The organism is Spirosoma foliorum (assembly GCF_014117325.1).
In the GTDB taxonomy this organism is placed as follows: domain Bacteria; phylum Bacteroidota; class Bacteroidia; order Cytophagales; family Spirosomataceae; genus Spirosoma; species Spirosoma foliorum.
Genome location: NZ_CP059732.1, coordinates 2,499,776 through 2,517,436, shown reverse-complemented (window position 1 = coordinate 2,517,436; position 17,661 = coordinate 2,499,776). Strand labels below are relative to the sequence as shown.

At 46.1% G+C, this 17,661-nt stretch carries 12 protein-coding genes and 1 pseudogene; 7 read left to right on the top strand and 6 right to left on the bottom strand.

Annotation, left to right across the window (positions count from 1 at the left end; genetic code table 11):
* Positions 1 to 3 precede the first annotated feature (3 nt).
* A complete protein-coding gene (locus tag H3H32_RS10260; protein ID WP_182462578.1) occupies positions 4 to 1,362 on the bottom strand; it encodes a M43 family zinc metalloprotease in 1,359 nt (452 codons plus the stop codon).
* Positions 1,343 to 2,308: a PhoH family protein gene (locus H3H32_RS10255; protein WP_182462577.1), complete on the bottom strand. Its 966-nt coding sequence runs from the start codon at positions 2,306 to 2,308 to the stop codon at positions 1,343 to 1,345. Before H3H32_RS10255 ends, H3H32_RS10260 begins: the two co-directional genes overlap by 20 nt.
* 359 nt (positions 2,309 to 2,667) lie before the next feature.
* On the opposite strand from H3H32_RS10255, the gene dnaB reads away from it, so the two are divergent.
* From dnaB to H3H32_RS10240, 3 genes and pseudogenes are all read left to right on the top strand, one after another.
* Positions 2,668 to 5,271 (top strand): replicative DNA helicase, encoded by a 2,604-nt coding sequence (gene dnaB / locus H3H32_RS10250; RefSeq protein WP_182462576.1) that lies wholly within the window; start codon positions 2,668 to 2,670, stop codon positions 5,269 to 5,271.
* Positions 5,272 to 5,317: 46 nt separating this feature from the next.
* A pseudogene (locus tag H3H32_RS10245) lies at positions 5,318 to 6,397 on the top strand (replicative DNA helicase).
* A 126-nt stretch (positions 6,398 to 6,523) separates the two neighbouring features.
* Positions 6,524 to 7,099, top strand: a complete 576-nt coding sequence (locus H3H32_RS10240) for a DUF2911 domain-containing protein (protein WP_182462575.1) — start codon at positions 6,524 to 6,526, stop codon at positions 7,097 to 7,099.
* 95 nt (positions 7,100 to 7,194) lie between these two features.
* Here H3H32_RS10240 and H3H32_RS10235 read toward each other — a convergent pair whose 3' ends face one another.
* A complete protein-coding gene (locus H3H32_RS10235; protein ID WP_182462574.1) occupies positions 7,195 to 7,995 on the bottom strand; it encodes an LOG family protein in 801 nt (266 codons plus the stop codon).
* 293 nt (positions 7,996 to 8,288) lie between these two features.
* Positions 8,289 to 9,500, bottom strand: a complete 1,212-nt coding sequence (locus H3H32_RS10230; protein ID WP_182464306.1) for a pyridoxal phosphate-dependent aminotransferase — start codon at positions 9,498 to 9,500, stop codon at positions 8,289 to 8,291.
* A 250-nt stretch (positions 9,501 to 9,750) separates the two neighbouring features.
* On the opposite strand from H3H32_RS10230, the gene H3H32_RS10225 reads away from it, so the two are divergent.
* Both H3H32_RS10225 and H3H32_RS10220 read left to right on the top strand, forming a co-directional pair.
* Positions 9,751 to 10,572, top strand: a complete 822-nt coding sequence (locus tag H3H32_RS10225; RefSeq protein WP_182462573.1) for a hypothetical protein — start codon at positions 9,751 to 9,753, stop codon at positions 10,570 to 10,572.
* A 152-nt stretch (positions 10,573 to 10,724) separates the two neighbouring features.
* Positions 10,725 to 11,216 (top strand): hypothetical protein, encoded by a 492-nt coding sequence (locus H3H32_RS10220; RefSeq protein ID WP_182462572.1) that lies wholly within the window; start codon positions 10,725 to 10,727, stop codon positions 11,214 to 11,216.
* A gap of 165 nt (positions 11,217 to 11,381) precedes the next feature.
* On the opposite strand, the gene H3H32_RS10215 is transcribed toward H3H32_RS10220, so the two are convergent.
* Complete coding sequence (locus tag H3H32_RS10215; protein ID WP_182462571.1) at positions 11,382 to 12,263, bottom strand: TraB/GumN family protein; 882 nt, start codon at positions 12,261 to 12,263, stop codon at positions 11,382 to 11,384.
* Between the two features lie 170 nt (positions 12,264 to 12,433).
* Here H3H32_RS10215 and H3H32_RS10210 point away from each other — a divergent pair, with 170 nt between their 5' ends.
* Together H3H32_RS10210 and H3H32_RS10205 are read left to right on the top strand one after the other, a co-directional pair.
* Entirely contained in the window at positions 12,434 to 15,847 is a 3,414-nt protein-coding gene (locus H3H32_RS10210; RefSeq protein ID WP_182462570.1) for a methylmalonyl-CoA mutase family protein, read from the top strand.
* A gap of 25 nt (positions 15,848 to 15,872) precedes the next feature.
* A complete protein-coding gene (locus H3H32_RS10205) occupies positions 15,873 to 16,955 on the top strand; it encodes a glutaminyl-peptide cyclotransferase (RefSeq protein WP_182462569.1) in 1,083 nt (360 codons plus the stop codon).
* Between the two features lie 3 nt (positions 16,956 to 16,958).
* Here the strand turns inward: H3H32_RS10205 and H3H32_RS10200 are convergent, their stop codons facing one another.
* Complete coding sequence (locus H3H32_RS10200; protein WP_182462568.1) at positions 16,959 to 17,603, bottom strand: hypothetical protein; 645 nt, start codon at positions 17,601 to 17,603, stop codon at positions 16,959 to 16,961.
* Positions 17,604 to 17,661 lie beyond the last annotated feature (58 nt).

Below are 17,661 nucleotides of genomic sequence, written 5' to 3'. Positions count from 1 at the left end.
GACTTAGGGGACCAGAAGTCGTTTGCTGACCATTTCGCCGTCTGTTTTTACGCGTACAATATACACACCAGTTGCTAATCCGGTTACCGAAAGTGTAGTACGGGTACTAGGTGCATCGGTAAATGTGGTAGTGCGTAACTGCCGACCAGTTGCATCGAACAAAGAAACATTGAACGACTGAAATCCTTTGAGCTGAACATCAACAGTAGGATCAGCAGTGGCTGGATTCGGGTAAACAGTCACGGTGAGAGCTTCGGTTTCGGGTAAAGGCGATGAAACCGATTTAAGCAATTTAACCCGTCGCGGACTCAATTGAAGAACCGCTCGCATTCGGGCAACCTGACCCGCCGTAAACATATTCATACAGGCATCCGGCCAGTAATTCATATAATCTTCCATCAAATCACGAACCTGACCTTTACCGTCGCAATTCGAATACGTCTGTTTGCAGGATTGCTGCGCATTCGACCCATCGGCCATTAACGGGGTATCGGCAACATAATCCTCATTACAACCAAGCCCATCACCCCAAGGGTGTATGAGTCCAAGCCAGTGCCCAATTTCGTGCGTAACCGTTCGACCAAGCAGGTATAACGACCGAGTAACTGTACCAGTTTGACGCCCAAACGTTCGATGATCAATGATTGACCCATCGGTTAAATCGTTCGTTGAGGGTGGCAAGCCTTTTAACGTGTCGGCTGCTGTCGGAAATTGTGTATAGCCTAAATAGTTGCTATTCAAGTTGGTTACCCAAATATTTAAGTAGCGATCACTAGGCCAGTAGGCAATCTGAGATAGCAATACATCATCTGTCTCGATATCAAATGATGATTTTTGTGCGTAATAATGTCGCGTAATGCCTGTAGTTGGTTGACCATCCGGATCAGTGGTAGCCAAAAAAAACTCAATGCCCGCATCGGCACCAATAGCACTTGTATTATAGCCATTCGTACCTGCCTGACGTCGGTAATCTTCGTTTAACACCTGGATCTGAGAAGCAATCTGGGCATCAGAAATATTGCCATTGTTCGTGCCGCCAATTACACCGGATGCGTTACTATGCACCACATGAACAACAATCGGAATTCGATAGATCGTATTATCAGCTTGTTGCCGTAACGACTTCTTGTTTTCCAACGCCTGTTGAACCTGCTTGTTCAGATTCGTCAACTGGCGAAGTCGATCAGGGTCTCGTTGCTGGAGAATGAGTTCATGGTCGACTATGGCGCACCGCTTATAGATTGGCTCCTGGAGCGTTTGCGCCCCTGCTACCGATGTCAGTAAACAAACAAGCGAACCAGCCAGCCAATGCCAGTTGGTCCGCTTGTTTCTAATCAGGCTATTATTGCCCAGCTTTATCATACGCTGTAATAATTTCACGAACGAGCCGGTGGCGAACCACATCGCGTCCGTCTAGTTCAACGAACGCAATCCCTTTGATGTTTTTTAAAATAGCTACCGACTCAATCAATCCAGACTTTTGCCGGTTCGGTAAATCAATCTGCGACCGGTCGCCGGTAATAATCGCTTTCGACGCTGGTCCCATCCGGGTCAGAAACATCTTCATCTGCATCGGCGTTGTGTTCTGGGCTTCGTCGAGCAGAATAAAGGCGTTATTTAATGTTCGTCCCCGCATGTAGGCTAGTGGCGCAATTTCAATAATCCGATTCTCCGTATAAAACTTCAGCTTCTCAGCCGGAATCATATCATCCAAGGCGTCATAAATCGGGCGCAGATAGGGATCAATTTTTTCCTTCAGATCACCGGGAAGGAAGCCCAGATTTTCGCCTGCTTCAACCGCCGGACGCGTAATAATAATTTTCTTGACTTCTTTGTTTTTCAGCGCCCGCACCGCAATCGCTACAGCCGTATAGGTTTTACCCGTACCGGCTGGCCCAATCGCAAACACCAGATCAGACTTTTCGGCCGCTTCAACGAGACGTTTTTGATTATCGGTTCGAGCCCGAACAACCACCCCCCGATTGCCGTACACCAGTACTTCATCGTCATCAGGAGGGACAGGCGCAGTGGGTAAACCACCATTCACGGGTTGCCCACTATGGCTAATATAATTCTGGACATTTTCCTGGGTAATTTTACCGTATTTCTGATAATGCTCGATCAACGATTCCAGAATGTCGCTGATCCGGCTAATCTCGGGCGTAGTGCCCTTAATACGGATTTCGTTGCCGCGGGAGATAATTTTGCTCATTGGGAACGCAGCTGCCACTTCTTTGATGTTGTGGTTCTCTACGCCCAGAAAATCGATGAGCGATACATTGTCGAGGGTAATGACTTTTTCGACCAAACGATGAATAGGTTTACGTGTGATATCCGAAAAGTAAGCGATTTCTTTACTTCTTCAACGCGTTTTACTAAAAAATTATTCGTTTAAGTCAGTTTCTTATTCATTGCCCTTTTTTGCGTAAACCCCGTGCTTATTGGGGATAAATACTTATCTTGCTGACATACAGTTGGCTGCTTAGTTTCAGTATCTAGTACGCAAATCCTGCCCTCCACCGTTGCTTAAAAAAATGAATTTTTTTTTGGCGAGATAGCGTCAACATTACCAGAATGTTACGAACAATTTAGCCCGGTTGATGTGTATACGTCAGACGGGCAGAAGTTGCCTTTTGCGAGGAGGATTGCGTAAACTTGCAGTAAGACATGGAGAATAACGCCCGCCCCAATCAACATCTTCGAAAACCATCGGCGTTCGCCGGAGGTCGGCAACAGGCCGGAAATCATTGGCTTGATACAGGCCTTGGTAAACTCCCCCCACAAGCCCTTGACCTCGAAGAAGCCGTACTTGGTGCGTTAATGATTGAGAAAGATGCCCTGTCATCTGTTGTCGACATTCTCAAGCCTGAAACGTTCTATAAAGAAGCCCATCAGCGGATTTATCAGGCTATTCTAACGCTGTTCGGAAACTCCGATCCTATTGACTTACTGACCGTTACGAATCAGCTACGTAAAACTGGCGAGATCGAACTTATTGGTGGAGGTGGCTTTGTGGCCGAGCTGACCTTCCGGGTTAATTCGGCGGCAAACATCGAGTATCACGCTCGTATTGTATCGGAACAGGCGCTCAAACGGGCACTCATTGCCATGTCGTCAACGATCCTTCGGGATGCCTATGAGGACACAACCGACGTGTTCGAACTCCTTGACCGCACGGAACAATCGCTCTTCAAAATTTCGGAATCGAACATCAAGAAGAACTATGCTGACATGAGCACCATCGTCAGGATGGCGCTGAATGAGCTTGAAACCAAGAAAAACCAGGAAGGTTTAACGGGTGTGCCGTCTGGATTTACGGGTCTGGACCGAGTTACATCGGGCTGGCAGCCCACCGAATTGATCATTCTGGCGGCTCGGCCAGCGATGGGCAAATGCCTCGGGAAAGGGACTAAAGTTGTGATGTTCGATGGGTCACTTCGAAAAGTCGAAGATGTACGTGAAGGCGATCTGTTAATGGGCGACGATTCTACTCCTCGTAGGGTTCTCTCTATTGCCCGTGGTCGGGAGCGAATGTACTGGGTAAAACAGAATAAGGGCATCGATTATCGGGTAAATGAAAGCCACATTCTATCCCTGAAACGAAGTCGAAATGAAGGTGGACATACCAAAGGAGATGTGCTTAACATAACTGTTCGAGACTATCTGACGAAATCGGATAAGTTTAAGACCAATTATAAAGGGTATAAAGTTGCCGTAGAGTTTCCAGAACAGACCGTTCCGCTTGATCCTTATTTTGTGGGGTTGTGGCTAGGAGATGGCCATTCCTATAGCTCCCGAATTACATCTGTCGATAACGAAGTCGTTGATTATTTAAAGGGTTATGCAGATGACCTGAATCTAACGTTTTCGACCTATCAACAAGTTGGGAAAGCACCTAATCACGCTATTACAACGGGGCAACGAGGTGCGAAAGTCGCGTTTAATGTTCAGGAACAGTTACGTGGATTATCGGTCATTGAAAACAAGCATATTCCACGATCTTATCTGATCAATTCAACTGAAAACAGATTAAAACTGCTGGCCGGACTGGTTGACAGTGACGGCCATTATCAGGAAGAATTCAATTGTTACGAGATTACCCAGAAAAATAAAGAACTGGCTGAGCAGCTAAAATACCTTTGCGATACACTCGGTTTTCGGTGTTCATTGAAAGAAAAACAGGCTACAATTGCCAAGATAGGTTATATCTCTACAGTTTATCGGCTCCGTATTTTTGGTAATCTGGATTCGATTCCTGTTCGTATTGAACGAAAGAAGGCACGTGCGCTCAAAGCGCGGGCCGACTGGCGTGTTACAGGTATTCAGGTTGAATACGATAAGGTAGATGACTATTACGGTTTTTCTATCGACGGAAATCGTTTGTTTCTGCTCGAAGATATGACCGTGACGCATAACACGGCTTTCGTCGTTTCAGCTCTCCGAAATGCGGCTGTCGATCATGGAAAACCGGTAGCGATTTTCTCATTGGAGATGTCGTCGGTTCAGTTGGTCAATCGTCTGATCTCGGCCGAAGCCGAAATTGATTCGGAGAAAATCCGGAAAGGAACGCTGGCCCCACACGAGTGGACGCAGTTGCACCACAAAATTCAGCGGCTGACCGAAGCGCCTATTTTTATTGACGATACCCCTGCCCTATCCATTTTGGAACTTCGGGCCAAATGCCGTCGTCTGAAAGCGCAACACGACATTCAAATGGTCGTAATCGACTATCTTCAGCTAATGTCGGGGGACTCGTCAGGGCGGATGGGTGGTAACCGTGAACAAGAAATTGCGTCGATTTCTCGAGCGCTCAAAAACCTGGCTAAAGAGCTAAACGTTCCGGTTATTGCCCTGTCGCAGTTAAGTCGGGCTGTTGAAACCCGTGGTGGCGACAAGAAACCGCAGCTCTCCGATCTTCGGGAATCGGGATCTATTGAGCAAGATGCCGATATGGTTTGCTTCTTATATCGTCCTGAATATTACAACATTACACAGGATGAGAACGGTAACTCGACAGTCGGTATCGGAGAGGTAATCATTGCCAAAAACCGGAGTGGCTCACTCGATACAGTCCAACTTAAGTTTATCGGCAAGTTCACTAAGTTCTGTGATCTTGACTCGTATTTTGAACCCGTTCAGACTCATGGATTTTTACCTGATGTAAATGGTCTTAATAGTTTTGAAGGACCACAGTTAGGTAGTACAATTAAGAGCAAGGCTAACAATATGAACTTCGGCAACGCCGATCCAAGTCAAGAGACTCCTTTTTGAGTAATCTTTTTTGTTTTGTAGCTTAACTTTAATAACCACCCTTATTATGGATAACGCACCATATGATTTCGACCCAATTCAAGTTGATTCTGCGATTCCAAATTTGGGGGATACTCTAAATAGCGCGTTAAACGAGTTAGACAATAAACAGTCTTTACTGGGCTTGACCGGTGTTCCATCAGGACTTACAGCTTTAGATAGAATTTTTTCTGGATGGCAAAAGTCGGAGCTAATTATATTGGCGTCACGTCCATCAATTGGTAAATCATCTTTTCTTCTATCAATCCTTAGAAATGCCGCAGTTGACTTTGGAGCACCCGTAGCTCTCTTTTCGTTAGAAATGGGAAGGAATCAAGTACTAAATCGTTTAATGGCAGCAGAAACAGAAATTAATTTAGAAAAATTTCGGTCAGGGTCGTTTGCTCCTCATGAATGGGTAAAACTATCATCTCTCCAATTCCAACGATTCAGTGAAGCGCCAATTTTCATTGACGATAATCACAACCTAAAATTTGAAGATTTGCGAGTCAAATGCTTGCAAATGATAAAGCGACATGATGTTAAGTTAGTAGCTATTGATAATATACAACTTATGCTATCTACTAACCTAGAAGAATCTACTAGTGAATACGAAGAATTATCAAAGCTTATTAGAAGCCTAAAAGCACTATCCTCTGAGTTAAAAATACCCATAATAGCTTTATCTCAAATAAACCGAACAGCTGAAACTCGAGTATGAGACAAAAGGCCACAACTTCACGATTTACGAGGTTCAGGAGCAATAGAAGAACATGCAGATATTGCCATGATATTATATCGTCCTGAATATTACAATATTACAGCCGATGAAAACGGTAATTCGACATTGGGCATTGGTGAAGTCATTATCGCTAAAAACCGGAGTGGCTCGCAAGATACCGTCCAACTTAAGTTTATTGGCAAGTTCACCAAGTTCTGCGACCTTGATTCGTATTTCGAACCCATTCAGGCGCAGGGTTTTGCAACCGATGTAAATGGCATGAGCAGCTTTGATGCTCCCCCATCAGCAGGCAGTGTATTTAAGAGCAAAGCCAAAACCATGTCGAACTTCGGTAACGCCGATCCAAGTCAGGAAACTCCGTTTTAAATAACAGTCTTTTTAACCACAGAGGCACAGAGAACACAGAATTTAATTGCAATAATAGAATTAAAACTCTGCGTTCTCTGTATCTCTGTGGTTACATTTATACTTCAATTATACCCCTTCACAAACATGAAATTTATTGGTTTACTCGCCTGCCTGCTCATCGGTTTTACCTCAATTTCTCAAGCACAAAAATTAAGAGGTCTTGACAAAAGTCCGATGGATATGGCTTACTATCCTGACGATTTTGCCCACGACCGGAAGTTTGCTCCCGCCAAAGTAGGCGACAAAGTATTTGCCCGAGTAACCTACAGTCGTCCGGCTAAAAATGGAAGAGAAGTGTTTGGTAAACTGATTCCCTACGGTAAAGTGTGGCGGGTTGGTGCAAACGAAGCAACTGAAATCAAGTTTTTCTCGGATGCCACGATTCAGGGGAAAAAGATCAAAGCGGGTGTGTATTCGTTTTATGCAATCCCCAACGAAACCGAGTGGACGCTTATTTTTAGCTCTGATTTAGACCAGTGGGGCGCCTATAGCTATAAGGAAAGTCTGGATGTTTTACGCGTGACCGCTCCTGTTAAGAAACCAGAAGAAACGGTTGAAAACCTGACGATTCAGTTCAAAAAGGCTGGAGAAAACGTCAAAGAATCTATAATGATGATTGCCTGGGACAATACACTGGTTGAAGTTCCAGTTTCGTTTTAAGATCATTTAATGTACAAGTAACGCGGCTGGAAAGCCGTGCATCTTATAAAGCTATTGTTTATAAGATGCACGGCTTTCCAGCCGCGTACAGTTTATCAGAAGTTTGGCTTCAGCAAGTATTTATTGTAGAACTCATCAATGACTTTAACAGCCTCTGTGGGCGTGTCAACAATACTGATGAGTTTCATGTCTTCCGGATTGATGTTATGCTGTTCTTCCAGCATGACATTTGTGATCCAGTCGATCAAGCCCTGCCAATAGGACTTTCCAACGAGTACGATTGGGAAACGGGCAATTTTTCGGGTCTGAATCAGCGTCATGGCCTCAAACAGTTCATCGAGCGTACCCATACCTCCGGGCATAACCACAAAGCCCTGTGCGTATTTGACAAACATCACCTTCCGCACAAAAAAGAAGTCGAAGTTGATGCTCTTATCGGGGTCGATGTAAATATTACTATGCTGTTCAAAGGGTAATTTGATGTTTAGGCCAACGGATTTGCCCCCCTGTTCAAAAGCTCCTTTATTACCAGCTTCCATAATACCAGGGCCACCACCCGTAATAACACCATAGCCGTGACGTACTAACTTGGCCGCAATTTCTTCGGTCATTTTATAGTATGGATTGTCGGGCTTGGTACGGGCTGAACCGAAAATGGATACACAGGGACCTATCTTGGCTAATTTATCAAAACCCTCCACAAATTCAGCCATCACCTTGAAGATAACCCAGGAATCTGCGGTTTTGATCTCGTTCCAATCGTGGTCCTGAAAAGCTTCTTTAATGCGTTGTTCGTCGGGTGTAAGGAGTAACTCGTCGCGCTTAGGTAAATCGTGTGCAATTCGTTCGGTGCTCTGCGTTTCAGAGCGATGAACATTTTCTTTTGTTTCGTCCATGTATGTACTAAAAAAGGCAGTGGGCGCGAATCGTACTCACTTCGTTAAGTTATATAATAGCCATCCAAACTAATCAAAAATCTCGTTGATAGCCTTACCAACGAGATTTATTACTGAGAAAGAATCTATTAACAAGCGATCTTGTAAAAACGTTTCCAGACTTTAGAAATCGTTTATTGGGTTAAAAATTGATTAACCCGTAGGCAAAACACCTTAGTATCAACGCTGTGTAAAAACAGAAATGGCCCGACTAATTCGGGCCATTTTACGTATATCGTTCTTATTAACCTTGTTTATTTTCGTCGGCTTTCAAGGAAATATTCGATCCGATCCATTGCTACATTTAGTTCATCGACAGTTGGCAGACAGACAATTCGGAAGTGATCATTCTTGGTATAGTTAAACCCATTTCCTGATACAACCAGTACTTTTTGCTCCGTCAATAGATTTAGTACGAAATCGTCATCGCCTTCCAATCTAAACTGGCTCAAATCAATCTTCGGAAAAATATACAATGAACCTTTGGGTTTCACACAGGTAATACCCGGAATGGCCGTCATGCGGTCATACGCCAGCATCATTTGTTTGTATAAACGACCCGTAGGAAGCACTAAATCATTGATGCTCTGATAGCCGCCTAAAGCTGTTTGAATCGCATACTGTGTTGGAACGTTGGCACAAAGACGCATACTTGCCAGTAAAGTCAGGCCTTCGATGTAGGATTTAGCTCGTTTCCGCGCACCGCTCAAAATCATCCAACCACCCCGAAAACCAGCGGCCCGGTAATTTTTCGACAATCCGCCCATCGTGATACAGAGCGTGTCGTTAATCATTTTAGAAATTGGATAATGAACGGCTCCGTTGTATAGAATCCTATCGTAGATCTCGTCGGAAAAGACGATCAGTTTATGACGCTCGGCAATGCGGGCAATGCCTTGCAATACCTCTTTATCATAAACTGCCCCCGTTGGGTTATTTGGGTTGATGACAACGATGGCCCGTGTACGGGGAGTAATTTTACGCTCTAAATCAGCCAGATCCGGATTCCAATCGGAAGCTTCGTCACAAACGTAATGGACTGGTTTGCCGCCACAAAAAGCAACCGAAGCTGTCCACAGCGGATAATCGGGAGAGGGCACCAGTACTTCGTCGCCTTCATTCAGGAGCGCTTGCATAGAAAGCATGATCAACTCACTTACCCCGTTACCGATGTAAATATCGTTGATAGTAATACCAGGAAGGCCAATATTCTGTGTGTGGTGCATAACCGCTTTTCGGGCGGCAAACAAACCCCGAGAGTCAGAGTACCCCTGCGCATTACGGATATTCAGAATAATATCATGGACAATTTCGTCGGGGGCATCGAAGCCAAAGGTGGCAGGATTGCCAATATTCAGACTGATAATTTTAAAACCCTGACTTTCGAGTTCAAGAGACTTCTCATAAATAGGTCCCCGAATATCGTATTTCAAATGCGTAAGCCGATCGCTTTTCAGTATTTCCATTCCAGGTACTTCTACAACTTCTTCTATGCACGCTAATTCCATGCCGCAAAAGTACGGAACTGTTGGGTAAGTTGGGTTATACCCAGTCGTTGTTGTTCTTTTTTGTGGAGTGAGATCAAAGAGAAATAACCTAATCTATTTTAAATCATTCCCTCAAAAGGAGACACGGGTAGGTATCCATAAGCACCTGATGCCTTTTCTGTCAAACTGAATTTTCAGTCTGCCAATCTGGACCTAAATCCCTCTTCCTATGCGTTGTCTCCATCGTACTTTGTTCTTGCTAAGTCTTTCCTTTTTCTGTGTTTCGGGTGTCATAGCGCAATCGAAAGCGACCCAGAAAACATACATGTATTTGATTTACCACAAGCTAAATCCAGGTCTTACGATTCAGGACGCATTGCCCGTTGAACGGGAGTGGAAAAAGGTCAATCAGGCGGCTGTCGATGAAGGAAAACTGGAAGGCTGGTACATGACCGTTAAGCAGTTTACCTCGAATCCGAACCAGACGGAGTATGACTATGTGACTCGTATCGTTACACATGGGATGTCCATCAAAGGAGCATCACCAGAGGCAATGGCGCGTATTTACGGCGATAGTGTTCAACAGAAAATGGCAGACCTGCAACGACGGGATCGTAATACGGCACCTGTCGTCAAAATAGAAATCTGGGAGATAACCGACGGCACCTTTGCGCCAAAATTTGCCCCCGATGGCACGCAACTGATGGTTATTGATCGGATTCGTCGTCGGAACCCTGGCGCTGATTACGATGGTGTTGTCAGTCAATTAAAACGACTTGGCGAGGAACGCATCAAACGGGGAACGCTGCTGGGTTGGGACTTCTCGTCCTTACTTATTCCGAACGGAAGCGAAAAAGGCTATGAGTTCAGTATTGCCAGTTACGTTTCCACTATGGAAGCCGTCGCGAATCCAGTTCTCGCCGATACACCCAACCCCGTCATAGCGGCTCCAGCCTACAAACAACTTCGTAGCCAGACGGCCCAGATGTTCGATTTTGTCCGGCAGGAAGTGTACCGATTCATGGAATACACCACAAAACCCAGCAATTAATCGTTGAAACCTGCCAGAATATTTCTGGCAATTCTACTCATTTATTACAGCTCCAGGTAAGAAACAGTCTTATCTGGAGCTGTTTTTTTGGCCGAATTATTGATGGAGGCAAAATAACACCTAGTTACTCTACCTCATTCACTAAAGATCAGATGCGTTTTTTAACCGTTTTACTTGGCCTGTTCCTCTGGACATCTGTCTCCTTTGCTCAACGAATACACATGCCAGACTTATTCCAATGCTTAAGTGCTTCAGCCGATAAATTTGAGTACAGTATGTTTCAACAGGGATTTGTGTGCTATAAAAGCTCAGGCGGTTTGAATGGCTGGACTTGTTTGTTTGCGTATCATCCAAGTCCATTACAACAAGATCCATCGAAAGCAACGGCTATAATACAATACGACCGCAACAGCCGGTCAGATGTGCTTACGTACCAGGTCCGTTCAAAAGAACAGTATGAACTTCTGCGAACTGAGTTAATTAAACTCGGCTATACAATTGACCCTGTTGTCGTTGATCGAGAGTTGTTTACCTCAGCGAAAGACGCAAATACGGTAGTTAGTTGTCAACCAGCCACGAATGCAACGGGCATGTCGGGTAATTATGAAGGTTATATGTTTACCCTAACTCACCGGCGGTATTGATCAGGTTCAAACTTTTTCTTCAATAGAAAAATCCAGACTGACTTTTGTCATCCCGACTTTAGGAGGGATCTCAAGTTTGATTAGTACGAAGCTTGAGATCCCTCCTAAGGTCGGGATGACAAAAGACAATTCAGTTTTAGGTGGGAGATCTAATTCCAACACCAGTTATTGCACAGGTTTCACGGTGTACCCCTTTTTGCGAAGCAGATTCACAATGCCCTTTTCGTTGCCCAAATGCCCGGCACCGAAGGCAAAAAAAGTTGGTTTTTCTTTAGCCGCTTTTTCAATAACCGGCATCCAGCTTACATTCCGCTCGCCCAGCAAACTCTCTTCAAACTGCGAAAAATCACCTCCGCTAAATTTGCTGGATTTCATGCCGCCCATCAGTTTATTCAGGTCATGCGCTTTATAATTATCAACCATTTCTGAAAACTCCTTCTTGGCTTCATCGGGGTTTCTAGCCATCTCAACCAACCCTTTTAGCTGTTCCGACAAGGGAATTTTATCCAGCGCAGCCATCTCAGCCTCAAGCGTCTCAAGTCCAAACACCTCTTTTTTATCCGTTGCGGCCATCTGCGCAAACGTCATGTCGTAGGAAGCAGGCTGACAGGGAAGCATAGTCATGTACATCATCGACATAATGCCAATGGGTTTAAACATACCCATCTGAGCCAGGCCCATGCCCATTTTCTGCTTCAAATAATTGTCCAGGACAGTATAATCATCGGCGGAAAGTAGATCTTTAATTGTTTTTCCACCCGACATCATAACCGCTTTTTGCATGTTCATCATCATGTTAGGATCATCCATATCCAACTCCAGATAAACTTGCTGGGAATCGCTCATTGCTTTCTTGATCGCGTCCGTTATTTGCAAATCGGCCGGGCAAATGAGGTGGAATGTGCCATAGAGGTAGGATGGTTTAGCCAAGCCAGGACCCGTAACTTCATACAGTAAGGCTTTATCCTGAGCCTGAACCGCTGTAGCTGCTATACTGGTTACTAATAAACCTGCCAGCGCAAGTTTAGACGCTATATTTTTTCTCATGCTCGTTATCAAAGATATTCGGTAAAGCTACCTATTAACGCAATTCATCAGCGAAACATTGGGGGCAGTAAGCCGTTTAGCAGGACGAACGGCGGATAAATTGCATTCACGTTCGATTCGTAACGCGTACCTTTGGTGCAATCTAGTTCAATGTTTGAGTCAATAATCCGATGATTGCTCAATCTCCTAAACCAGCCGCCCAGCAACCGCAACCGTTTACGCATAAAATCCGCATCGTTACAGCGGCTTCGTTGTTCGATGGGCACGATGCAGCCATTAATCTCATGCGCCGACTGATGCAGGCGTCTGGCGCTGAAGTCATCCACCTTGGGCACAATCGATCGGTGGCCGAAATTGTCGATTGCGCTATTCAGGAAGACGTACAGGGTATTGCCGTAACGAGTTATCAGGGAGGCCATCTGGAGTTTTTCAAATACATGTACGACCTGCTTCACGAACTGGGCGCAGGACACATTAAGATCTTCGGTGGCGGTGGTGGCACCATTCTACCAACAGAAATTGAGGAGCTTCATAGATATGGGATCACCCGGATCTACTCGCCCGACGATGGGCGAGCGATGGGTTTACAGGGTATGATTGACGATTTGCTTCGTCAGTGCGATTTTGCCTTGCCGCCAATTACCCAACCCACGCAATCGCTCAATACCAACCAAATAGCCCGGCTCATCAGCACCGCCGAAAACTATCCAGATCAATTTAAACAATCGTCCTTTCTCTCATTTGCGCATTCGCCCAAAGTTCTGGGCATTACGGGTACGGGGGGGGCAGGAAAATCATCATTGGTGGATGAGCTGGTGCTACGGTTTCTACGGACGTATCCCGATCAGACGCTGGCAATTATTTCGGTCGATCCGTCGAAACGAAAAACGGGCGGTGCGCTTCTCGGCGATCGGATTCGCATGAATGCAATCAGTGCCCAGGTTGGAGAGCCCGGTCGAGTATATATGCGTTCGCTGGCCACTCGCCAATCGAATCTGGCGTTAAGTCGCTACGTACAGGATGCCATTGATGTTTGTAAAGCCGCTCAGTTTGATCTGATTATTGTCGAAACATCGGGCATTGGCCAGTCGGATACCGAGATTACGGAGCATGCCGACAAAACGCTATACGTGATGACGGCTGAATACGGGGCAGCCACGCAGTTGGAGAAAATCGACATGCTTGACTTTGCCGACGTTATTGCGATCAATAAATTCGACAAACGGGGCTCGCTGGATGCCCTACGCGATGTACGCAAACAATATCGCCGGAACCATAACCGCTGGGATATACCCGACGACGAATTACCCATTTTGGGAACTATAGCGTCTCAGTTCAACGATGCGGGCATGAATGCCTTGTTTGCTCGTTTGATGAGGCTGTTGGGAGAAAATGGTAAAGAGCAGGAAGCAGAGAGCGGGGTCAGCGAGCAGAGAGCAAACGCCAAACACTCAGCTCAACAGGCCATCATTCCGCCCGATCGCGTTCGTTATCTGGCGGAGATTGTAGAAGAGAGCCGCCGGTACGATCAGTTTGTACAGGAACAGACAACCATGGCCCGACAGCTTTACCAGCTTGATGGAGTCCTGAAACTTGTTTCTGACAGTTCGGCTCAGGATGAATTAAAACGAATTTCAGAGCACCTCAGCACCAGACTTCAGCCAGATTGCCAGGCGATGTTGCAACAGTGGCCCGATGTTCAGAAACGCTATGCGGCCGAATTTTATGAGTTTAAAGTCCGGGACAAAATCATTCGGCAGCCGCTCTATTCAGAAACCCTTTCGCACCTAAAAATCCCGAAAGTCAGCCTGCCGAAGTACAACGATTGGGGCGACATTCTGCGCTGGCTCCTGACCGAAAATGTGCCCGGTGAGTTTCCGTTCGCTGCCGGTGTGTTTCCCCTCAAACGTGAAGGTGAAGATCCCACCCGCATGTTTGCAGGCGAAGGCGGACCAGAACGCACAAACCGCCGATTCCACTATGTATCGAAAGGGTTACCCGCCAAACGGTTGTCGACGGCCTTTGATTCGGTTACACTTTACGGTGAAGACCCAGCTTTTCGGCCCGACATTTTCGGCAAAATCGGCAATTCAGGTGTCAGCATCTGCACGCTTGATGATGCCAAGAAACTCTATTCCGGCTTCGACCTCTGCGACCCGGCGACATCGGTCTCCATGACGATTAATGGCCCCGCACCTATGCTCCTCGGATTCTTCCTGAACGCAGCAATCGATCAGCAGTGCGAGAAATGGTTGAGGGCGCAACCCCACCCCAACCCCTCCACTTATTTCAGGGGAGGGGCTAGCCACAACTCCCCCTCTCCTTATTTCAAGGAGAGGGGGCCGGGGGGTGAGGTCACCTACAACGCCCCCCTCCCCGACGGCAATGATGGTCTTGGCTTATTATTATTGGGTACTACAGGCGATAAAGTTTTGCCCAAAGACGTTTACGAGCAAATTAAAGCCGATACGCTTCGGAAGGTTCGCGGGACGGTGCAGGCTGATATTTTAAAGGAAGATCAGGCGCAAAACACCTGCATTTTCTCGACAGAATTTGCCCTTAAAATGATGGGCGATATTCAGCAATACTTCACGGACAATCAGGTTCAGAATTTCTACTCCGTTTCGATTTCGGGCTATCACATTGCCGAAGCGGGTGCTAACCCCATTTCCCAGTTGGCCTTTACGCTTTCCAATGGGTTTACCTTTGTTGAGTATTATCTGAGTCGGGGGATGCACATCGATGCCTTTGCGCCCAACTTGTCGTTCTTTTTCTCGAATGGCATGGACCCGGAGTACACAGTTCTTGGACGTGTGGCCCGGCGCATCTGGGCCAAGGCTATGAAACATAAATACAAAGCCAACGACCGTTCGCAGAAACTCAAGTACCATATTCAAACTTCTGGTCGGAGTCTACACGCGCAGGAAATCGCATTCAACGATATTCGGACAACGTTACAAGCGCTATTAGCCATTTACGACAACTGTAACTCACTGCATACCAATGCGTACGATGAAGCCATCACCACCCCTACCGAAGAATCCGTTCGGCGGGCAATGGCCATTCAGTTAGTAATTAATCGTGAGTTTGGTCTGACGAAAAACGAAAATCCATTGCAGGGCGCGTTCATCGTAGAAGAGCTTACTGATTTAGTGGAAGAAGCGGTCTATCAGGAGTTTTTAGCTATTAACGAGCGGGGTGGTGTACTGGGGGCTATGGAACGGATGTATCAGCGTAGCAAGATTCAGGAAGAATCGATGTATTACGAAACGTTGAAACATAACGGCGATCTGCCTATTGTTGGTGTGAATACCTTTCTCGACCCAGCTGGTTCGCCAACTATTATTCCCAGCGAAGTTATTCGCTCGACCGATGACGAAAAACGCTACGCCGTTGAATCTTGTAGGGCTTTTCAGGAGCGCAATCAGGTTGAAGCAGAAGCTGCTCTGAACAATTTACAGGCAACAGCTTTAACGAATGGCAATATTTTTGAAAGCCTGCTGGAAGCCACCAAAGTGTGTTCCTTGGGTCAACTATCCAACGCACTCTATGCAGTGGGTGGTCGATACAGACGAAATATGTAAGCAATAAATTAGTTAGAAATCACCAATGCAACGTCCCAACAAGTTAGCCCGTTACCGTTTTTTATTCATTGCCCTATTAGGTTTGTCGGTGCTCACCTGCAAACAGAAAAAGGAACAAACGACGACCACCGAAGATACTAAACAACCAATTGCTTCGCTGACCAAGTCGACGTACACCCTTGGCGATACGATAACCATTCAGCTCAGTCAGCCCTTGAGCGAGGCTACCGTTTCGCTCGATGATGTTGGCTCACCACTGGTTCAGAAATCCGCAACGTCACTTTCTATCCATACTGGGGCTGAAAAAATAGGGCTACACCAACTAGTTGTCCGTGGTAAAACGGCCAATAACACAGTCAATGCGGATACCCTCAGCGTTGAATTTTGGTCTGATATTAATCCGCGATCCATTACTTACACGGTGCTCAAAACGCTTCCTCATCAGTCCAGTAGTTTCACACAGGGACTTGAGTTTTATAAGGGGACATTGTACGAAAGCACTGGACTGAATAGCCAATCAAAGCTCATGCAGATTGACCTGGCAACGGGCTCCACGATTAAATCTGTATCACTAGACAGTCAGTATTTTGGCGAAGGTATTACCATTCTGAACGACCGGATTTACCAGCTCACCTGGACTTCGGGCGTTTGTTTCCAGTATACGATGGATTTTAAGCTTGCCAAAACATTCGCATACCCAACGCAGGGCTGGGGGTTGACCCATACCGATTCGGTTCTTATCCAGAGTGATGGATCGAACAAACTCTATTTTCTTTCGCCAGATTTCCAGCGCAAAGGCGAACTCGTTGTCTATGACAACATGGGGCCTGTCATGAATCTCAACGAATTGGAGTATGTAAACGGGTATGTGTACGCCAACGTCTGGCAAACCAATCGGATTGTCCAGATCGATATCAAGACTGGAAAGGTTGTTGGCAATCTGAACATGGAAGGCATTCGCCCAACGAACATCGATAAAGAGAATGTTCTGAACGGCATAGCGTTCCAACCTACCGAAAACGCGTTTTACGTTACGGGCAAAAACTGGCCGACGCTTACCAAAATCCAGCTCAAGAGTAAGGATAAAAAACTGGTTGCCAGCCGTTAAGCATCATCTGCCGCCCAGCTTATAATTCAGTCCTGCCTGTAATTGCCAAAGTATCGTGTAACTGTCTATTTTCGAACCAGGCGATACCGCTTGATCCTGTGAAGTAACGGCTAAATCAATCCATAAAGCTCGGCTGACGCCCATACTCAATCCCGCGCCCATCGAACGGGTGTAGATCAAATGGGGTATTCCATCGCTAAACACATACGATCCACTTGTTGATGTAATCACCTGACCACCAACAACCTGCGTCTGAGTAGTTGTGCGACTATCAGCCCCTGAAAGTGTACGCTGCCCGATTTGACAGGAAGCTGTCAGGAAAGGGGAAAGACGAGTACGGGTTATCTGGTAGCGAATCATAGGGCCTACCGAGTTGATAATTTCCCGAACCCGATCAAATCCTTCCTGACTTATGGTACCAGTTACCCCAAGTAGTAGCTTATTGGCGACAAAATACCCGCCATATGGATGAATCGTGAGATTACGGCCAAACCATACTCCTTGGGAATAGCCCGCTTGCAAGCCAATCAACCCGGAACCTCTCGCAAACGGTTGGGAATAGTTCACTGGTGTTTTTAGCCGTGGAGTTTCCTGCGCTCGAACATAACCCGATACGCATACTAGCAGAAGCAGTAGTACTTTTCTCATAAAAAAGGTGTGTTTCCTCCTTAACGGTTGTCCTCATTACTCTTCTTATAAATAATTT

Coding starts and splice junctions, on each gene's coding strand:
- H3H32_RS10260 (WP_182462578.1), bottom strand. CDS start 1,362: ATGATAAAGCTGGGCAATAATAGCCTGATTAGAAACAAGCGGACCAAC.
- dnaB (WP_182462576.1), top strand. CDS start 2,668: ATGGAGAATAACGCCCGCCCCAATCAACATCTTCGAAAACCATCGGCG.
- H3H32_RS10240 (WP_182462575.1), top strand. CDS start 6,524: ATGAAATTTATTGGTTTACTCGCCTGCCTGCTCATCGGTTTTACCTCA.
- H3H32_RS10235 (WP_182462574.1), bottom strand. CDS start 7,995: ATGGACGAAACAAAAGAAAATGTTCATCGCTCTGAAACGCAGAGCACC.
- H3H32_RS10230 (WP_182464306.1), bottom strand. CDS start 9,500: ATGGAAATACTGAAAAGCGATCGGCTTACGCATTTGAAATACGATATT.
- H3H32_RS10225 (WP_182462573.1), top strand. CDS start 9,751: ATGCGTTGTCTCCATCGTACTTTGTTCTTGCTAAGTCTTTCCTTTTTC.
- H3H32_RS10220 (WP_182462572.1), top strand. CDS start 10,725: ATGCGTTTTTTAACCGTTTTACTTGGCCTGTTCCTCTGGACATCTGTC.
- H3H32_RS10215 (WP_182462571.1), bottom strand. CDS start 12,263: ATGAGAAAAAATATAGCGTCTAAACTTGCGCTGGCAGGTTTATTAGTA.
- H3H32_RS10210 (WP_182462570.1), top strand. CDS start 12,434: ATGATTGCTCAATCTCCTAAACCAGCCGCCCAGCAACCGCAACCGTTT.
- H3H32_RS10205 (WP_182462569.1), top strand. CDS start 15,873: ATGCAACGTCCCAACAAGTTAGCCCGTTACCGTTTTTTATTCATTGCC.
- H3H32_RS10200 (WP_182462568.1), bottom strand. CDS start 17,603: ATGAGAAAAGTACTACTGCTTCTGCTAGTATGCGTATCGGGTTATGTT.